13 protein-coding genes and 1 tRNA gene are annotated in these 16,783 nt (G+C 68.2%); 10 read left to right on the top strand and 4 right to left on the bottom strand.

What is annotated here, in order from left to right:
* Positions 1–38: 38 nt before the first annotated feature.
* Positions 39–1,055, bottom strand: a complete 1,017-nt coding sequence (locus U5771_RS21085) for a 1-aminocyclopropane-1-carboxylate deaminase (protein WP_322025764.1) — start codon at positions 1,053–1,055, stop codon at positions 39–41.
* A gap of 192 nt (positions 1,056–1,247) precedes the next feature.
* Here U5771_RS21085 and U5771_RS21080 point away from each other — a divergent pair, with 192 nt between their 5' ends.
* A complete protein-coding gene (locus tag U5771_RS21080; RefSeq protein ID WP_322025763.1) occupies positions 1,248–1,748 on the top strand; it encodes an Lrp/AsnC family transcriptional regulator in 501 nt (166 codons plus the stop codon).
* Between the two features lie 115 nt (positions 1,749–1,863).
* Here U5771_RS21080 and mdeB read toward each other — a convergent pair whose 3' ends face one another.
* Positions 1,864–4,593: an alpha-ketoglutarate dehydrogenase gene (gene mdeB / locus U5771_RS21075; protein WP_322025762.1), complete on the bottom strand. Its 2,730-nt coding sequence runs from the start codon at positions 4,591–4,593 to the stop codon at positions 1,864–1,866.
* A 164-nt stretch (positions 4,594–4,757) separates the two neighbouring features.
* Here mdeB and U5771_RS21070 point away from each other — a divergent pair, with 164 nt between their 5' ends.
* Entirely contained in the window at positions 4,758–5,285 is a 528-nt protein-coding gene (locus U5771_RS21070) for an Lrp/AsnC family transcriptional regulator (RefSeq protein ID WP_322025761.1), read from the top strand.
* Between the two features lie 264 nt (positions 5,286–5,549).
* A complete protein-coding gene (gene poxB, locus U5771_RS21065; RefSeq protein ID WP_322025796.1) occupies positions 5,550–7,271 on the top strand; it encodes a ubiquinone-dependent pyruvate dehydrogenase in 1,722 nt (573 codons plus the stop codon).
* Positions 7,272–7,389: 118 nt separating this feature from the next.
* On the opposite strand, the gene U5771_RS21060 is transcribed toward poxB, so the two are convergent.
* A tRNA-OTHER gene (locus U5771_RS21060) sits at positions 7,390–7,480 on the bottom strand.
* Positions 7,481–7,527: 47 nt separating this feature from the next.
* Positions 7,528–8,445 (bottom strand): LysR family transcriptional regulator, encoded by a 918-nt coding sequence (locus U5771_RS21055; RefSeq protein ID WP_322025760.1) that lies wholly within the window; start codon positions 8,443–8,445, stop codon positions 7,528–7,530.
* 119 nt (positions 8,446–8,564) lie between these two features.
* On the opposite strand from U5771_RS21055, the gene U5771_RS21050 reads away from it, so the two are divergent.
* From U5771_RS21050 to U5771_RS21020, 7 genes are all read left to right on the top strand, one after another.
* A complete protein-coding gene (locus U5771_RS21050) occupies positions 8,565–9,548 on the top strand; it encodes an aldo/keto reductase (protein WP_322025759.1) in 984 nt (327 codons plus the stop codon).
* Between the two features lie 209 nt (positions 9,549–9,757).
* Positions 9,758–10,348: a class I SAM-dependent methyltransferase gene (locus tag U5771_RS21045; RefSeq protein ID WP_322025758.1), complete on the top strand. Its 591-nt coding sequence runs from the start codon at positions 9,758–9,760 to the stop codon at positions 10,346–10,348.
* Between the two features lie 153 nt (positions 10,349–10,501).
* On the top strand, positions 10,502–11,935 hold the full coding sequence (locus tag U5771_RS21040) for an alkaline phosphatase (RefSeq protein WP_322025757.1): 1,434 nt from the start codon (positions 10,502–10,504) through the stop codon (positions 11,933–11,935).
* 32 nt (positions 11,936–11,967) lie between these two features.
* The gene (locus U5771_RS21035; RefSeq protein ID WP_322025756.1) at positions 11,968–13,359 is read left to right on the top strand and encodes an alkaline phosphatase; all 1,392 of its coding nucleotides are present in this window, start codon (positions 11,968–11,970) and stop codon (positions 13,357–13,359) included.
* Between the two features lie 33 nt (positions 13,360–13,392).
* Positions 13,393–14,136 (top strand): hypothetical protein, encoded by a 744-nt coding sequence (locus tag U5771_RS21030; protein ID WP_322025755.1) that lies wholly within the window; start codon positions 13,393–13,395, stop codon positions 14,134–14,136.
* A gap of 677 nt (positions 14,137–14,813) precedes the next feature.
* Positions 14,814–16,058, top strand: coding sequence for a hypothetical protein (locus U5771_RS21025; protein ID WP_322025754.1), 1,245 nt, complete (start codon positions 14,814–14,816; stop codon positions 16,056–16,058).
* Between the two features lie 60 nt (positions 16,059–16,118).
* The gene (locus U5771_RS21020; protein ID WP_322025753.1) at positions 16,119–16,781 is read left to right on the top strand and encodes a hypothetical protein; all 663 of its coding nucleotides are present in this window, start codon (positions 16,119–16,121) and stop codon (positions 16,779–16,781) included.
* The last annotated feature ends 2 nt before the right edge of the window (positions 16,782–16,783 follow it).

The following is a 16,783-nucleotide window of genomic DNA, read 5'->3' as shown; positions in this document are numbered from 1 at the left end:
GGACGGCACCGCTGCATGTCGTCCGCCTTCGGCGCACCTCACCCGTTGCGGAAGATCTCCGAGTAAGCACTCAACGCCGGCACCCCGCCAAGGTGCGCATACAGCACCTTCGACCCCGGCTCGAATTCCCCGCGCCGCACCTTGTCGATCATCCCGTGCATCGATTTCCCTTCATAGACGGGATCGGTCAGCATCCCTTCCAGCCGCGCACACAGACGAATCGCCTCGAGCGTGCCGTCGTTCGGCAGTCCGTATTCCGGCCCGGCGTAGCGCGTGTCGAGCACCACGTCCTTTTCTTCGATAGCGCGCCCCAGCCCGACCAGCTCGGCCGTATGCCGTGCGATGCGCGTGATCTGTTCATGCGTGCGCTCGGGGGTCGCCGACGCGTCGATGCCGATCACGCGATCCGCGCGTCCGTCGGCCGCGAAGCCGACGACCATCCCCGCCTGCGTGCTGCCCGTGACCGAGCAGACCACGACGTAATCGAACTTGAAACCGAGCTGCGCTTCCTGCTCGCGCACTTCTTCCGCGAAGCCGACGAACCCGAGCCCGCCGAGCGGATGCTCGGAACACCCGGCCGGAATCGGATACGGCTTGCCGCCCGCCTGCCGCACGCTTTCCATTGCCTCTTCCCAGCTGCGGCGGATGCCGATGTCGAAGCCGTCGGACACGAGCCGCACGTCGGCGCCCATCATCCGCGACAGCTGGATGTTGCCGACGCGGTCGTACACGGGGTCTTCATAGTTGACCCAGTGCTCCTGCACGAGCACGCACTTCATCCCGAGATGCGCGGCGACGGCCGCGACCTGGCGGGTCTGGTTCGACTGCACGCCGCCGATCGACACGAGCGTGTCGGCCCCCTGCGCAAGCGCGTCGGGGACGAGGTATTCGAGCTTGCGCGTCTTGTTGCCGCCGAACGCGAGGCCGCTGTTGCAGTCCTCGCGTTTCGCATACAGCTCGACCTTGCCGCCGAGGTGCTCGCTCAGGCGCTTGAGCGGCTGGATCGGCGTCGGGCCGAACGTGAGCGGATAACGGGGGAAACGTTGCAGGTTCATCGACAAGCTCCGAGAGGCGGTGGGCGGGAATTCGAATCGCTCGGGTGCGGCCAGACACGCCGTGTCCCGATGGAAAAATGATAGGCAGGACCACGCGAAATGAGCTTGCGAAATAAATAGTGAAGACCTACGTTATCGATAACGCAAAGCAGATGCGGGTAATTTTGCTTCGTAAAATCGACAGGAGACGCAATGAAATTAGATCGCACCGGCGCGCCGCCGGCCGACGCCGCGCCGGCGCTCGATCGCATCGACCGCGCGATCCTGCGGCAGTTGCAGCAGGACGCGTCGATCTCGAACGTGAGCCTCGCCGCGAAGGTGAAGCTGAGCGCGCCGGCGTGTCTGCGGCGCGTCGAGCGGTTGAAAGAGATGGGGTTGATTCGCGGCATCGTCGCGTTGCTCGACCCGAAGCCGCTGGGTGCCGGGATGCTGGTCGTGATCGGCTTCGTGCTCGATCGTTCGACGCCGGAGGCGTTCGCCGAATTCGAGAAGGCCGCGCAGAAAGTGTCGGGGTGCGTCGAGTGCCACGTGGTGACCGGCGAATTCGACTACTTCATGCTGGTCCGCACGCGCGACAACGAGAGCTTCAACCGCCTGCACGCGGAACAGCTGCTGTACCTGCCGGGCGTGCGGCAGGTGCGCTCGTTCATGGTGCTCAAGGAGATTCTGTCGACGCATGCGCTGCCGGTGTAGCGCATCGCGATGCGGATGGCCGCGCATGTCGCGTGGACGGCATGCGCGGCAAACGGAAAAGGGAGCGCGGCGCCGCGAAGGGCAGCGCTCCGTGGCGCAAACGACTAGCCCGCGCTCAGCGTTGCCACGGCGCCGCGCCCGGCTGCCGCACCGTCTTGCCGAGCCGTTCGCGTGCAGTGTGCAGCACCGCCTCATCGAGTTCCCCGTCATCGGCCAGCGCCTTCAGCGCGGCGAGCACGATGCTCGCGCGATCGACTTCGAAGAACGCGCGCAGTGCGTCGCGCGTGTCGCTGCGCCCGAACCCGTCGGTGCCGAGCGTCACGTAGCGGCGCGGCACGCAGGCACGGATCAGTTCGGGCACCGCGCGCACATAGTCGGTCGCGGCGACCACCGGGCCCCGCGTGCCTTCGAGCATCCGCGTGACGTACGGCGAGGTCGATCCGTCGCCGAGCCGCGACAGCCGTTCGGCTTCCATCCCGTCGCGCTGCAGTTCGCTGAAGCTCGTGACGCTCCAGACGGCCGCATCGATGCCCCAGTCGTCCTTCAGCATCCGCTGCGCGGCCAGCACTTCGCCGAGAATTGCGCCCGCGCCGAGCAACTGCACGCGCGCGGTCGCGTTCGACGCGGACGGCAATCGGTGCATGCCCTTCAGGATGCCTTCGCGACGTGCGGCCGGATCGTCGTCGGGCATCGACGGCTGCGCGTAGTTCTCGTTCATGACGGTCACGTAATAGAACACGTCGCGCTGCTGTTCGACCATCTCGCGCATGCCGGCATCGACGATCGTCGCGACTTCGTACGCGAACGCCGGATCGTACGCGCGGCAGTTCGGAATCGCGGACGCGGCGAGATGGCTGCTGCCGTCCTGGTGCTGCAGGCCCTCGCCGCCGAGTGTCGTGCGGCCCGACGTCGCGCCGACGAGGAAGCCGCGCGAGCGCTGGTCGGCGGCGGCCCAGATCAGGTCGCCGATCCGCTGGAAGCCGAACATCGAGTAGTAGATGTAGAACGGCAGCATCGGCAGGTCGTGCACGCTGTACGCGGTTGCCGCGGCAATCCACGACGACACCGCGCCGGCCTCCGAAATCCCTTCCTCGAGAATCTGGCCGCGCGTGTCCTCGCGGTAGTAGAGCATCGAGCCGAGATCCTCGGGTTCGTAGCGCTGTCCGAGCGGCGAGTAGATGCCGACCTGCCGGAACAGGCTCGCCATCCCGAACGTGCGCGCCTCGTCGGCGACGATCGGCACGACGCGCGGGCCGAGTTCGGGATCCTTCAGCAGCGCGGCGAGCATCCGCACGAGCGCCATCGTCGTCGACATCTCGCGGCCCGCCGCATCCAGCGCGAACGCACCCCAGGCCGGCGTCGGCGGGACGGTCAATCCCCGCGACGCCGCCATCCGCCTTCTGGGCAGATAGCCGCCCAGGGCAGCCCGGCGAGCATGCAGGTAGCGCATCTCGGGGCTGTCTTCGGCTGGTTTGTAGAACGTGAGCTGCTCGACGTCGTGATCCGACAGCGGCAGCCGGAAGCGGTCGCGGAATGCCTTCAGGTCGTCGACGTCGAGCTTCTTCTGCTGGTGGGTCGTCATCCGCCCCTGGCCGGCCGTGCCCATGCCGTAACCCTTCATCGTCTTCGCGAGGATCACGGTCGGCTGGCCGCGATGGGCGAGCGCGCGCGCATACGCGGCGTGCAGCTTGCGCGCATCGTGGCCGCCGCGGCGCAGGCGGTCGATCTCGGCGTCGGTGAGCTGCGCGGCGAGCGCCTCGAGCGCCGGGTCGCGACTGAAGAAGCGCGCGCGGTTGTAGGCGCCGTCGTTCGCGGAGAAGGTCTGGAACTGGCCGTCGACGGTGTCGGCGAACGCGCGCGCGAGTGTGCCGGCGTGATCGCGCGCGAACAGCGGATCCCAGTCGGAGCCCCACAGCACCTTGATCGTGTTCCAGCCGGCGCCGGCGAACAGCGCTTCGAGTTCGTCGATCACGCGGCCGTTGCCGCGTACCGGGCCGTCGAGCCGCTGCAGGTTGCAGTTGATCACGAACACGAGGTTGTCGAGCCCTTCGCGCGCGGCGAGCGACAGCGCGCCGAGCGATTCGGGTTCGTCCATCTCGCCGTCGCCGAAGAAGCCCCACACGGTGCGGCCGGCGGTGTTCGCAAGCCCGCGATGCTGCAGGTAGCGCATGAAGCGCGCCTGGTAGATCGCGTTGATCGGGCCGATGCCCATCGAGCCGGTCGGGAACTGCCAGAAGTCCGGCATCAGCCACGGATGCGGATACGAACACAGCCCGGGCCCGGCGATTTCACGGCGATAGTGCGTGAGATGGTCTTCGCCGAGAAAGCCTTCGAGATAGGCGCGGGCATAGACGCCCGGCGACGAATGCGGCTGGAAGTACACGAGATCGCCGCCGAGGCCGCTTTCATCGCCTGCGTCGGCGGGCGCCGCGCGGAAGAAGTGGTTGAAGCCGACCTCGAACAGGTCGGACGCGGACGCGTAGCTCGCGATGTGGCCGCCGAGTTCGCCGTACGCGCGGTTCGCGCGCACGACCATCGCGAGCGCGTTCCAGCGCAGCGCGGCGGACAGCCGTTCCTCGAGCTCGGCGTCGCCCGGGTAGGGCGGCTGCTCGTGCGCGGTGATCGTGTTCAGGTACGGCGTGACGGGGCCGCGGGGCGCCGCAAGCCCGTGGGTGTGCGCATGCGCGGCGAGCCGGCCGAGCAGGTACTGCGCGCGCGCCTTGCCGACGTGCGCGACGACGGCGTCGAGCGCCTCCAGCCATTCGGCGGTTTCTTCCGGGTCGGCGTCGGCGTGAGCTGCGCCCGCGCGCCGCGTGGCATCGATACCGTTCGACAGGTCCGTCATCGCAGGTCTCCCGCGCACCGGTTCGGAGCGGCGCGCAATCAGTGGCAATCGGTCGGATCATGCTACCCGCCGATCCGCAAAATATGCGTCTGATTTCAGTGGAATTTGGTGTGCCAATAGTGTAAATATTCCGGTTGTAGCCACTCTTCCGGAATATTTCGACCATGAGCGCAAACTCGCGTCGGCTCGACCGCATCGACATCGGCATCCTGAACCAGCTGCAGCAGAACGCGCGCATCACGAACGCGGAGCTCGCGCGCGCCGTGAACCTGTCGGCCACGCCCTGCTTCAACCGCGTGCGCGCGCTGGAAAAACTCGGGCTGTTCCGCCAGCAGGTCACGCTGCTCGATCCCGAGCCGCTCGGGCTGCGGATCAACGTGTTCATCCAGGTCAGCCTCGAGAAGCAGGTCGAGGACGCGCTGCAGCGTTTCGAGGAAGCGATCTCGCAGCGACCCGAGGTGATGGAGTGCTACCTGATGTCGGGCGACGCCGACTATCTGCTGCGCGTCGTGATGCCCGACATGCGCACGCTCGAGCGCTTCATCATCGAGCGGCTGACGACGATTCCCGGCGTGTCGAACATCCGGTCGAGCTTCGCGCTGAAGCAGGTGCGCTACAAGACCGCGCTGCCGCTGCCGGCGGCCGGGCTCACGCTCGTCGATCCGGACGAATCGGCGTCCGACTGGAGCTGAGCGCCCCGGGGGCACCGGCGCACGCGTCCGGTTCCAGGCTTCGGACGAAACGACGACAAAGCGCCGACAAAGCGCCGACGATTGCCCGACACCGTCGAAAGGGACGGACTGCGGCCCGTCCGATCGCTGCCGCGTGGCCGTGCAAGGCGCCCGCGTCGTCACGACGCCGCGCGGCACGATCGCGTATGCTCGTCCGGTCAGCGGCGACGGCGGCCGCCGTTGCCGGATCAATCGTGTGACGACCGATCAACGAGCGAGGGCATGATGGCTAGACAGACGATGGCGGAATACCTGGCGAAGACGCTGGCGGCGGCGGGCATCGAGCGCATCTGGGGCGTGACGGGCGACAGCCTGAACGGGCTGTCGTTCAGCCTGAGCCAGATCGGCTCGATCCGCTGGATGCATACGCGGCACGAGGAGAGCGCGGCGTTCGCGGCCGGCGCGGATGCCGCGTCGACCGGGCGGCTCGCGGTCTGCGCGGGCAGCTGCGGCCCCGGCAACCTGCACCTGATCAACGGGCTGTACGACTGCCACCGCAATCACCAGCCGGTGCTCGCGATCGCCGCGCACATTCCGTCGACCGAGATCGGCCTCGGCTACTTCCAGGAAACCCATCCGCAGGAACTGTTCCGCGAATGCAGCCATTTCGCGGAACTCGTGACCAACGCGTCGCAGTTCCCGCGCGTGCTCGCGCGCGCGATGCGCACCGCGATCGAGGAACGCGGCGTCGCGGTGATCGTGCTGCCGGGCGACATCGCGCTCGGCGACGGCCCGGACGAGCTGCCTGCGTGGAGTGCATCGGCGCCGCCGTCGATCCTGCCGGCCGACGCCGATCTCGACCGGCTCGCGGCGCTGCTCAATGGGTCGGACGCGGTCACGCTGCTGTGCGGCAGCGGCACGCAGGGCGCGCACGACGAAGTGGTCGCGCTGGCCGACACGCTCGGCGCGCCGGTCGTGCATGCGCTGCGCGGCAAGCAGTTCGTCGAATGGGACAACCCGTTCGACGTCGGGATGACCGGGCTGATCGGCTTCAGCTCCGGCTATCACGCGATGGAGTCGTGCGACACGCTGCTGATGCTCGGCACGGACTTCCCGTACCGGCCGTTCTATCCGACCAATGCGAAGGTCGCGCAGATCGACTGGAAGGGCGCGCAGCTCGGCCATCGCGCGCCGCTCGCGCTCGGGCTCGTCGGCACCGTGAAGGAAACGGTCGCGGCGCTGCTGCCGCGCCTCACGCGCAAGACGCAGCGGCGCTTCCTCGAGAACGCGCTGAAACACTACGCGGCGGCGCGCAAGGGGCTCGACGATCTCGCGGTGGCCGAGCCGCCGGGCCGTGCGATCCATCCGCAATACCTGACGAAGATCGTCGACGAAGTCGCGGCCGACGACGCGATCTTCACGGCCGACGTCGGCACGCCGACGCTGTGGGCGGCGCGCTACCTGACGATGAACGGCAAGCGCCAGCTGCACGGCTCGTTCAATCACGGGTCGATGGCGAACGCGATGCCGCAGGCGCTCGGCGCGCAGGGCGCGCATCCGGGGCGGCAGGTCGTGTCGCTGTCGGGCGACGGCGGGCTGTCGATGCTGCTCGGCGATCTGCTGACCGCGCGCCAGCTCAAGCTGCCGATCAAGATCGTCGTCTACAACAACAGCCTGCTCGGTTTCGTGTCGATGGAGCTGAAGGCCGCGGGCTATCTCGACACGAACGTCGACCTGAGCCCGACCGACTTCGCGGCGATCGCGAAGGGCGCGGGCATTTTCAGCCTACGCGTCGAGCATTCGGAGAACGTCGAGCACGCGCTGCGCACCGCGTTCGCGCACGACGGGCCGGCGGTCGTCGACGTCGTCACGTCGAAGTACGAACTGGCGATGCCGCCGAAGATCGAGCTCGCGCATGCGAAGGGCTTCAGCCTGTTCATGCTGCGCGCGATCCTGAGCGGGCGCGGCGACGAGATCGTCGAGCTGGCGCGGACCAACCTGCGGTGATGTGGCGGCGCGGCGCGGCGCGGGTGTCGCGCCAGCGCCGGCGCCCGCGCCCGCCTCGGCCGGTACGCACGTGATGCGGCCCGGCCGGTTTCGCAGGTCGGGCTCGCTTTAAGCCTTTTGGCGGAAGGCGGCAGGAGTCGAACCTGCCCGGGCGCGCCGATACCGCCAACCGGATTTGAAGGGCGGGACAGGCAACCGACGGCGCTTGCGCAGGGCCCGGCCGTCTGTCGCCGTTCCGGGCTCCGTTCGCGAATCGTCAGTCGGGCAACGCTTCGCTGCCGGCGGCCGTCCATTCGCGCACCGCTTCCACGAACAGCCGCAACGCGGCCGGAGGATGCCGGTTCGCCGGGTAGTAGAGGCACAGGCTGTCGAACGTCTGATCCCACTCGGGCAGCACGCGCACGAGCCGGCCGTCGGCCAGGTGCTCGGCGACGCGCGCTTGCGTGACCCACGCGATGCCGATGCCGGCGAGCGCCGCGTCGACCATCAGGTTCAGGTTGCCGAGCGTCATCGGCCCGTCGACGTCGACGGTCACGCGCTTGCCGTCGCGCATCAGGTCCCAGCGATAGAGCGCGCCGCTTTCGAAGCGGTAGCGGATGCACCGGTGGCGCGTGAGGTCCTGCGGCGTGTCCGGTGCCGGATGCCGCGCGAGATAGTCGGGCGACGCCACCGCGACGAAGCGGACCGCGTCGCCGAACCGCACGGCGATCATGTCGCGCGGCACGTCCTCGCGTACGCGGATGCCCGCATCGAAGCCGTGCTCGACGATGTCGATCAGCCGCGAATCGACGACGAACTCCACATGAATGTCCGGATAGCGCGCGACGAAGCCGGGCAGCACATGCCGGATCAGCGGGCGCGAGGCCGCTTCCGACGCGCTGATCCGGATCTGGCCGGACGGCCGGTTGCGGGCGGTCGCGGCGTCGTTCATCGCGTCCTCGAGATCGGCGACGGCGGGCCGCACGCGCAGCAGCAATTGCTCGCCGGCTTCGGTCAGCGCGACCGAGCGGGTCGTGCGGTTGAACAGGCGCACGCCGAGCCGTGCTTCGAGATGGCGGATCGCATGGCTCAGCGCCGACGGCGACACGCCGAGGATGCGGGCCGCGCCGCTGAAGCTGCGCTGTTCCGCGATCGTGATGAAGGTCGTGAGTTCGCCGAGGCCGGTGCGCAGCATTGATGAAATTCCCTCAATAACGCATGAAATGGTACGCGGATTGTTGAGGAGAATCCATCAACCTACACTGGCTTCCACGGCATCCGTCGATCGTCATCCACTTTCAGCAGGAGAGATTCATGCAAACACGCAAGCTCGGAAACAGCGGCCTCGAAGTCTCGGCAATCGGGCTCGGCTGCATGGGATTGAGCTACGGCTACGGCCCGGCCACCGACAAGGCGAGCGGCATCGCGCTGATTCGCACCGCGTTCGAACGCGGCGTGACCTTCTTCGATACGGCCGAAGCGTACGGCCCGTTCGTCAACGAGGAACTGGTCGGCGAGGCGGTTGCGCCGTTTCGCGACCAGGTCGTGATCGCCACCAAGTTCGGTTTCGAAAACGCCGAGCCGATGAAGGGCGTCGACAGCCGGCCGTCGCATATTCGCGAAGTGGCCGACGCAGCGCTCAAGCGCCTGAAGGTCGATCGCATCGATCTGTTCTATCAGCATCGCGTCGATCCGAACGTGCCGATCGAGGACGTCGCGGGCACCGTCAAGGACCTGATCGCCGAAGGCAAGGTCGCGCACTTCGGGCTGTCGGAAGCCGGTGAGCAGACGATTCGCCGCGCGCACGCGGTGCAGCCGGTCGCGGCGCTGCAAAGTGAGTACTCGCTGTGGTGGCGCGAGCCGGAGGCGCGGATCCTGCCGACGCTCGAGGAGCTCGGCATCGGCTTCGTGCCGTTCAGCCCGCTCGGCAAGGGTTTCCTGACGGGGGCGATCGATGCGAACACGACGTTCGATGCGACCGACTTCCGCAATATCGTGCCGCGCTTCTCGGAAGAAAACCGCAAGGCCAACGCAGGCCTCGTCGACCTGCTCGGCCGGATCGCGGCCGACAGGGGCGTGACGCGCGCGCAGATCGCGCTCGCGTGGCTGCTGGCCCGCAAGCCGTGGATCGTGCCGATTCCGGGCACGACGAAGCTGCATCGGCTCGACGAAAACGTGGGCGCGGCCGCGGTGGCGCTGACGGCCGACGAACTGGCGGCGATCGAGACGGCGCTGCGGCAGATCACGATCGTCGGCGAGCGGTATCCCGCTCAGCTTCAGCAGCGCGTCGACCGCTGAACAGGCATCCGGCGGCGGCCGACGCAATCAGGGACAATCTTCACGTCGCCTTAAGTTTGCATTTCCTAGAATCGATTGATCGTCGCGCGAGCGCGGCGGTCCGCTTTGTCCAGGAGGATGCACGTGAAAGAGCCCCGTGTCGTCGTAGCCCGGTTCCGGGCAGTCATTGGCACATCGAAGTTGAACGCGCAACCGCGCAAGGCCGGCCGATGATCTGGCCGAACGCGTTGCGTGTCTCGGCACTGTTCGTGCGCGAGTGGGTCGGCCGCCCGGCCGCGGTGGGTGCGTTGTGCCCGAGTTCGCGGCATCTGGCGCGCGAGATGGCCGATGCGGTGCCGGACGGCGGCGGGCTCGTCGTCGAACTCGGCGGCGGCACCGGCGCGATCACCGCCGCGTTGCTCGAACGCGGCGTCGCGCCGGCGCGCCTCGTCGTGGTCGAGCGGTCGCCAGCGTTCGTGCAGCACCTGCGACGCCGCTTTCCCGGCATCTCGATCGTGGCGGGCGACGCGCGGCAGCTCGAGCGGCTGCTGCCGCCCGACGCGCCGGTCGATGCGATCGTGTCCTGCCTGCCGCTGCGCACGCTGCCGCGCCAGGACGTGGCGGCGATCGTCGATCAATGTCGTCGCGTGCTGTCGGCCGACGGCGTGATGATTCAGTTCACGTACGACTTGCGCCCGCCCGGCCGTCATCCGTTGGGCGATTCGGCATTTGTTGCCTGCGGCAGCCGGATCGTCTGGGCAAATATTCCGCCCGCGCGCATCGTGACCGTGCGCAGCGCCACCGCCGAACACGCGGGTTGACGCACGCGCGCGCAGGGCACCCGGGCACGGTGCCGCGCCGCATCCTTTCATAAGCCATACCGATCCTTCCAGTTTCCATTCACATTGCCGTCACATCGGGTTCCTACCATCGCCTTTCATTTCGAAAGCATCAACGGCGGGGGGATCGGCAACATGAATCGAATCAAAATGGCGGCGCTGCTGTGCAGCGGCGCCTTCGTACTGGCCGGCTGCAACAGCGACGACGGCCCGACCGCCGCGACGCCCGCGCCCGTGCAGGCGGCGGCGCGCAACGTGATCTTTTTCCTCGGCGACGGCATGGGGATGACGACGCTGACCGCCGCGCGCATCTATGCGGTCGGTGAAGACGGCGCGCTCACGATCGACACGCTGCCCGAATCCGCCTTCGTGAAGACCTATTCGAACGATGCGCAGGTGACCGACAGCGCGCCGTCGATGTCGGCGTACATGACCGGCGTCAAGACCAACAACGAAGTGATTTCGATGTCGCCCGACACGAAGGCGATCGAACCGGGCGCCGGTCTCACCGGCAACTGCGGCGCGAACAACGGCAAGTCGGTGTCGACGCTGCTCGAGATCGCGAAGGCGAAGGGGATGGCCACCGGTGTCGTGACGACCACGCGCGTCACGCACGCGACGCCTGCCGCGACGTACGCGCACGTGTGCCATCGCGATGCCGAGAACGACATCGCGGCCCAGCTCGTGCCGGGCGGCGCGGGCTACAACGGCGCGCTGGGCGACGGCGTCGACGTCGTGCTCGGCGGCGGCACGCAATTCTTCGTGCCGAAGGACGGTGGCGGCAAGCGCACCGACGGGCGCAACCTCGTCGACGAACTGAAGGCGAAGGGCTATGCGTTCGCGCAGAACCGCGACGACCTGCTGGCCGCGGATGCGACGAAGCGCGGCAAGCTGGTCGGCCTGTTCTCGTCGAGCCACATGAGCTACGACCTCGATCGCGGCGCAACCAAGGAACCGAGCCTCACCGACATGGCGACGCGCGCGCTCGACGTGCTGCAGAACAATCCGACAGGCTATTTCCTGATGGTCGAGGGCGGCCGGATCGATCACGCGCTGCACGACACCAATGCGAAGCGCGCGCTGCAGGACACGGTCGCGTTCGACAACGCGATCAAGGCGACGCTCGACAAGGTGCGCCAGACCGATCCCGACCTGAAGAACACGCTGATCGTCGTCACGGCCGATCACGATCACACGCTGGTGCTGAACGGCTATGCGGCGCGCACCGGCAAGACCGAAGCGGGCAAGCCCGGCGTGCTGGGCGTGCTGCGCAGCTACCAGACGGGCGCGATCGCGAAGGATGCGGACGGCGCGCCGTACACGATCATCGGCTTCGGCAACGGCGAGAACCGCGTGCAGGGCAGCCGCGCCGGCACCGCGCTCACCGACGCGGTGACGGGCGCCGACGATTATCGCCAGGAGGCGGTCGTGCGCATGGACAAGGGCAGCGAGACGCACGGCGGCACCGATGTGTTCCTCGGGGCGATCGGTCGCGGCGCGGATGCGTTCCATGGCGTGATCGAGAACAACAAGGTCTTCGAGCTGGTGCGCAACGCGGTGCAGCTTTGAGCGCCGACCACACGGGTACAGGGGAATACAGGATGTCGACCATCAAATGCATCGCGGCGGCGCTGGCCGCCGTGGGTTTCGCATGCAGCCCGGCGCAGGCCGCGGGCCAGGCGAAGAACGTGATTTTCTTTCTCGGCGACGGCATGGGGCCGACGACCGTCACGGCGAGCCGGATCTACAAGGTCGGTGAGTCGGGACAACTGACGATGGAGAAGCTGGCTCGCACCGCGCGCGTCAAGACGTTCTCGAACGACGCGCAGACGACCGACAGTGCACCGTCGATGGCCGCGTACATGACCGGCGTGAAGATGAACAACGAAGTGCTGTCGATGTCGTCCGACACGCGCGCGGTTGCGCCGGGCACCGACGTCAACGGCAACAAGACCGTCAACAACTGCGCGTCGGGCAACGGCCAGCCGGTCGCGACACTGCTGGAGCTGGCGAAGGCGCGCGGCAAGGCGGTCGGCGCGATCACGACGACCGAGCTCACGCATGCGACGCCGGCCGCGACCTATTCGCACATCTGCCATCGCGATGCGCAGTACGACATCGCCGCGCAGGCCGCACCGGGCGGCGCCGGCTACAACGCGGCGCTCGGCGACGGCGTCGACGTGCTGCTGGGCGGCGGCCGCAACCACTGGACGCCGTTCGATCCGGTGGCCAACAAGCGCGGCCGCGCGGACGGGCGCAACCTGCTCGACGAGATGAAGGCGAAGGGCTACACGGTGGTGGCCACCCGGGACCAGCTCGCGCAGGCCGGCAACGGCAAGCTGGTCGGCCTGTTCAGTTCGACGAGCCATCTCGAGTACGAACTCGACCGCGTGGCGGGCAAGGGCGAAGGGCCGACGCAGCCGAGCCTCGCCGACATGACGTCGAAGGCGATCGACGTGCTGTCGAAGAACGGGAACGGCTATTTCCTGATGGTCGAAGGCGGCCGCATCGATCACGCGCTGCACGGCACCAACGCGAAGCGCGCGCTCGAGGACACGGCGGCGTTCGACGAGGCGATCCGCGTCGCGCTGTCGAAGGTCGACCTGTCGAATACGCTGATCGTCGTGACGGCCGACCACGACCACACGATGACGATCAACGGCTATTCGAAGCGCGGCAATCCGATTCTCGACATCGGCCGCAACTATCGCGACGGCCAGCCGAGCAAGGACGCCGACGGCAATACCTATACGACGCTGGTGTTCGGCAACGGCGCGAACCGGCCGAACGTGCGCGCGCCGGTCGACTCGGCCACCGCGATGAACGAAGCGTATCTGCAGGAAGTCGGCGTGCGGATGGGCAGCGCGGGCTCGGAGACGCACGGCGGCGGCGACGTGATGCTGTTTGCCGACGGCGCGGACGCGAAGGCGTTCAAAGGCACGATCGACAACACGAAGGTGTTCGGGCTCGTGCGCTCGGCGTTCGGTTTCTGAGTGCGGCGACTTGACGATGAACGGGAACCTTCGATGAAACGCCAGCTTCTCTGTGCGCTCGCCTGCGGGTTGGCGACGCCGTCCGCCTTTGCAGCGGCGGACCTCGACGCCGTATTGCAGCACGAGAGCCGCACAGTGACGGCCGACGGCGTGACGCGCACCACGCTGTATCGCGAACGGATGGTGCGGCGTGACGGGCATGTGTGGGTCGAACGTGTGCTGCCCGTCGCGGCGGCAGGCGGCGCGCACGACGACGATCACGATCATGACCACGAGCACGACGCGGGCCGGCGCGCCGGCGTGCAGCCGGCCGCCGCGCACGCGGGCCACAAGCACTTCAACTTCCAGGCGGCCGCGCGGCACGTCACCTGGGACGGCAAGACGGCGCGCATCGAGTACGTGGACGCGGCGAACCGCACGGTCGTCAGCGTGCCGCCGGCCGAGTACGAAACCACGGGCTTCGACGGGTCGTGGGACAACGCGTACTACGTGACGCCGCCGTCGCAGTTGAAGCGGCTCGCGATCGCGAAGCGCGGCGACGCGCCCGCTACCGTCTGGTACGAGCAGGCCGTGGATACGCCCGGTGCGCGGGGCGTGAACCGGATCCTGTGGAGCGAGCGGCTGCAGGCGCCGCTGTCGGTCGAATACCGGAGCGCGGACGGCCGCGTCGTGCGCAAGCTGACGCTGACGCCGGCACCGGCCGCGCGGCGGGAGACGTTGCCGTGGCAGACGCTCGCCGGCTATTCGCGCAAGGAATACGCGGACTATCTCGACTGATCGACGCGTCGTCAGCGGGGTTTGCGGTCAGGCCGGCTTATCGTGCGAATCGTTGTGCGAATCGATCACGCACGATCTCGACGAGGCGCTGCGCATCGGCGACCGGATCGCGATCCTGCGCGACGGCACGCTCGTGCAGGTCGGCCGGAATGCTCGTTCCGGCCGATGAACCGACCCGCGCGCGCCAACGCTCGCCGTGGACAGGATCCGAAGAAAAGGCGATCAATCACAGTCGAAACATTTCTGAATGGCGCTTCATGCGGGATTTTGACGCCTTGGCGGAATGAATTCGGCGGGCGCCCTCGCCGGGCGTGCATTTGCGATCGAGATCGAATATCCGGCGTTACGGGCATACCCGGATGTGCCAAACGGGGCCGCTTCAAAAGTGAAACATTCCCCGCTTTCAGGGCCTGTCTCGGAAAGGTCGGGCAAGGGTTTGAATACACACGGGAAATCCATCCGCGCAGCGCGGATGCCCGGGCACTGTGCCGATCGGCACGTTTCAGAATTGAAACATAAATCGCGTGCCGGAATCGGGCGGAGCGGGACCTGTCGCGTGATGAATCCAACGGTCTCTTGGTATCCGGGCCGCTTGGCGGATTGGCATCGCCGATGCGTGATGTTGTCCGGATTGGTGCAGTCGGCCAAGCCGTTCCTCGTTACTTCAGGAGGATTTCATGCGCAAAACCTTAGTGGCGTCCGCTGCACTCCTCGCGTTGGGATGCAGTGGCTACGCGATGGCGAATCCATGCAGCAGCGATACCAGTTCGACATGCAGCCAGAAGGCCGATGACGGATCGAACACCCTCACCAACACAGTCGGCTCGAGCCAGACCAGCACCACCGGGTCCAACGCGAATGAAGTTTCGCCTGGCGCGAGCGTCTATCAGGATTCGTACAACAGCACCAAGATCGTCGCGATCAGCAAACTCGACGGGTACGTGAGCAATGTCCAGGTCTGGGGCATCGGCAACAACGCGACCAACTCGGGCAGCGCGGCCGGCGGAAGCGGCGGCCGGGGCGGCAATGGATATGGCCGCGGCGGCACGGGCGGTAACGGCGGCGCGGGCGGCGCGGGCGGCGCCGGCGGGAGCGGCGGCAGCGCGCATAACGGCAGCGCCACGGCAGGCAACGCCAGCAATGGCAGCGCGACGGCCGGCAACGGCACCGGCGGCGGCGGCGGTGCCGGCGGTTCACCTGGCGCCAGCGGCGGGAGTGGCGGCAGTGCCACTGCGAGCGGCGGCCATGGCTCCGGTACGGGCGGCGGCGCGATCGCGGCCTCGGTCGGGGTCGGCGGCGCCGGCACCGGAAGCGGCACCGGCTGGGGCGGCGGCACCGGCACAGCCGATCCCGGTTCCGCGTGGGCCAGGAATCATGGCAGCGGAAGCGCGTCGGCATCGGCCGGCAGCGGCACCGGCACCGGGACGGGTACCGGCGGCGGCTCGGGTAGCGGTACGGGCGGCTCAGGGTCGGCGGGTGCGTCGACGGCTTCGGGCGGATCGGGCTCGGGCATCGGCGGCGCGGGTGCTTCGTCGGGCGGCAACGGCGGTGCGGCGGCGGCAACGGCGGGCAACGGCGGTGTCGGCGGTGCCGGCACGGGCGGCGGCGCGGCGAACGGCGGCGCGACGACGGCGGCCAGCAACGGCAGCGCAACCGCGGGTAGCGGCGCGGTGGGCGCGATGGGCGGCGCGGGCGGCGCAGGCGGCACCGGCAACGGCGGCGTCGGTAACGGCGCGGTCGGCGGCACGGGCGGCGCAGGCGGCGTCAATACGGTCGACGCGGGGACGTTCAACATGTCCAACGCGATGGCGAGCGTCGGCCAGACCGCGGCGGGCATCATGGTCGCCAACCAGAACAGCGGCATGGCGTCGCTCATTCAGCAGGCCGTGACCGTGCAGGCGAATCTGACCGTAGGACGTTAGAACGGCCGGTTGGTCCTGGCGAGCCGGATGCATCGACGCGGGCGCAGGCGCTCCCGCGGCGTGCGTTCCATCGCCGAAGGACAGGGCTGCCGGCGAGGGCGGGATGGCCGAACGGCCGTCTCGCTCTCGTTGGCGCAGGCCGCGCTGATTGCCGTCGATCGACGGTCACGCGGATTCCGCTCCCTGTGCGCCGGGTTCGAGCCGACGCGCGCAGGGACCAAGGAGACAGCCATGCGAATCCGAACGGCACTTTCGCTGGTGATATTGCCTGCGGTGCTGCTGCCGGGCCTGACGGCCCTTGCCGCGGCCGACGAGGCGCGAACCGTTGTGGCGCAGGCAGCCGTCGGCGTCGCGCCGGCAGCCGCACCTGCCCCACTCGCGGCACGCACGGATCAGGCCGATCCGGCTGCGGCCGTCGCCCCCCCGGCGACGACAGAATCTCCCCCAGCGACCGGCGCCGCGACTGCGCAGGCGGGCAGCTTCGGCGTCGCGATGACGCCCGACCAGCTCGACGAGCATCGGGGCGGCGATGCACTGATCGGCCAGAACTATCTGACCGGCGCGGTGACCGACAACGTGGCGAACCGGGTGTCGACCGGCTCGAATGCGATCACCGACGGCTCGTTCGCCAATGCGAGCGGCCTGCCGACGGTCATCCAGAATACCGGCGCCAACGTGCTGATTCAGAACGCGACGGTGCTCAACGTGCACTTCGGGAACTGAGC

Origin of the sequence: Burkholderia sp. BCC1977, assembly GCF_905339595.1 — a bacterium.
Taxonomy (GTDB): domain Bacteria; phylum Pseudomonadota; class Gammaproteobacteria; order Burkholderiales; family Burkholderiaceae; genus Burkholderia.
This window is presented reverse-complemented; position numbering and strand designations above follow the sequence as displayed.

Bases quoted from the DNA above. Each gene is read 5' to 3' on its own strand.
- U5771_RS21085 (WP_322025764.1), bottom strand. From the start codon at position 1,055: ATGAACCTGCAACGTTTCCCCCGTTATCCGCTCACGTTCGGCCCGACG.
- U5771_RS21080 (WP_322025763.1), top strand. From the start codon at position 1,248: ATGAAATTAGATCGCACCGGCGCGCCGCCGGCCGACGCCGCGCCGGCG.
- mdeB (WP_322025762.1), bottom strand. From the start codon at position 4,593: ATGACGGACCTGTCGAACGGTATCGATGCCACGCGGCGCGCGGGCGCA.
- U5771_RS21070 (WP_322025761.1), top strand. From the start codon at position 4,758: ATGAGCGCAAACTCGCGTCGGCTCGACCGCATCGACATCGGCATCCTG.
- poxB (WP_322025796.1), top strand. From the start codon at position 5,550: ATGGCTAGACAGACGATGGCGGAATACCTGGCGAAGACGCTGGCGGCG.
- U5771_RS21055 (WP_322025760.1), bottom strand. From the start codon at position 8,445: ATGCTGCGCACCGGCCTCGGCGAACTCACGACCTTCATCACGATCGCG.
- U5771_RS21050 (WP_322025759.1), top strand. From the start codon at position 8,565: ATGCAAACACGCAAGCTCGGAAACAGCGGCCTCGAAGTCTCGGCAATC.
- U5771_RS21045 (WP_322025758.1), top strand. From the start codon at position 9,758: ATGATCTGGCCGAACGCGTTGCGTGTCTCGGCACTGTTCGTGCGCGAG.
- U5771_RS21040 (WP_322025757.1), top strand. From the start codon at position 10,502: ATGAATCGAATCAAAATGGCGGCGCTGCTGTGCAGCGGCGCCTTCGTA.
- U5771_RS21035 (WP_322025756.1), top strand. From the start codon at position 11,968: ATGTCGACCATCAAATGCATCGCGGCGGCGCTGGCCGCCGTGGGTTTC.
- U5771_RS21030 (WP_322025755.1), top strand. From the start codon at position 13,393: ATGAAACGCCAGCTTCTCTGTGCGCTCGCCTGCGGGTTGGCGACGCCG.
- U5771_RS21025 (WP_322025754.1), top strand. From the start codon at position 14,814: ATGCGCAAAACCTTAGTGGCGTCCGCTGCACTCCTCGCGTTGGGATGC.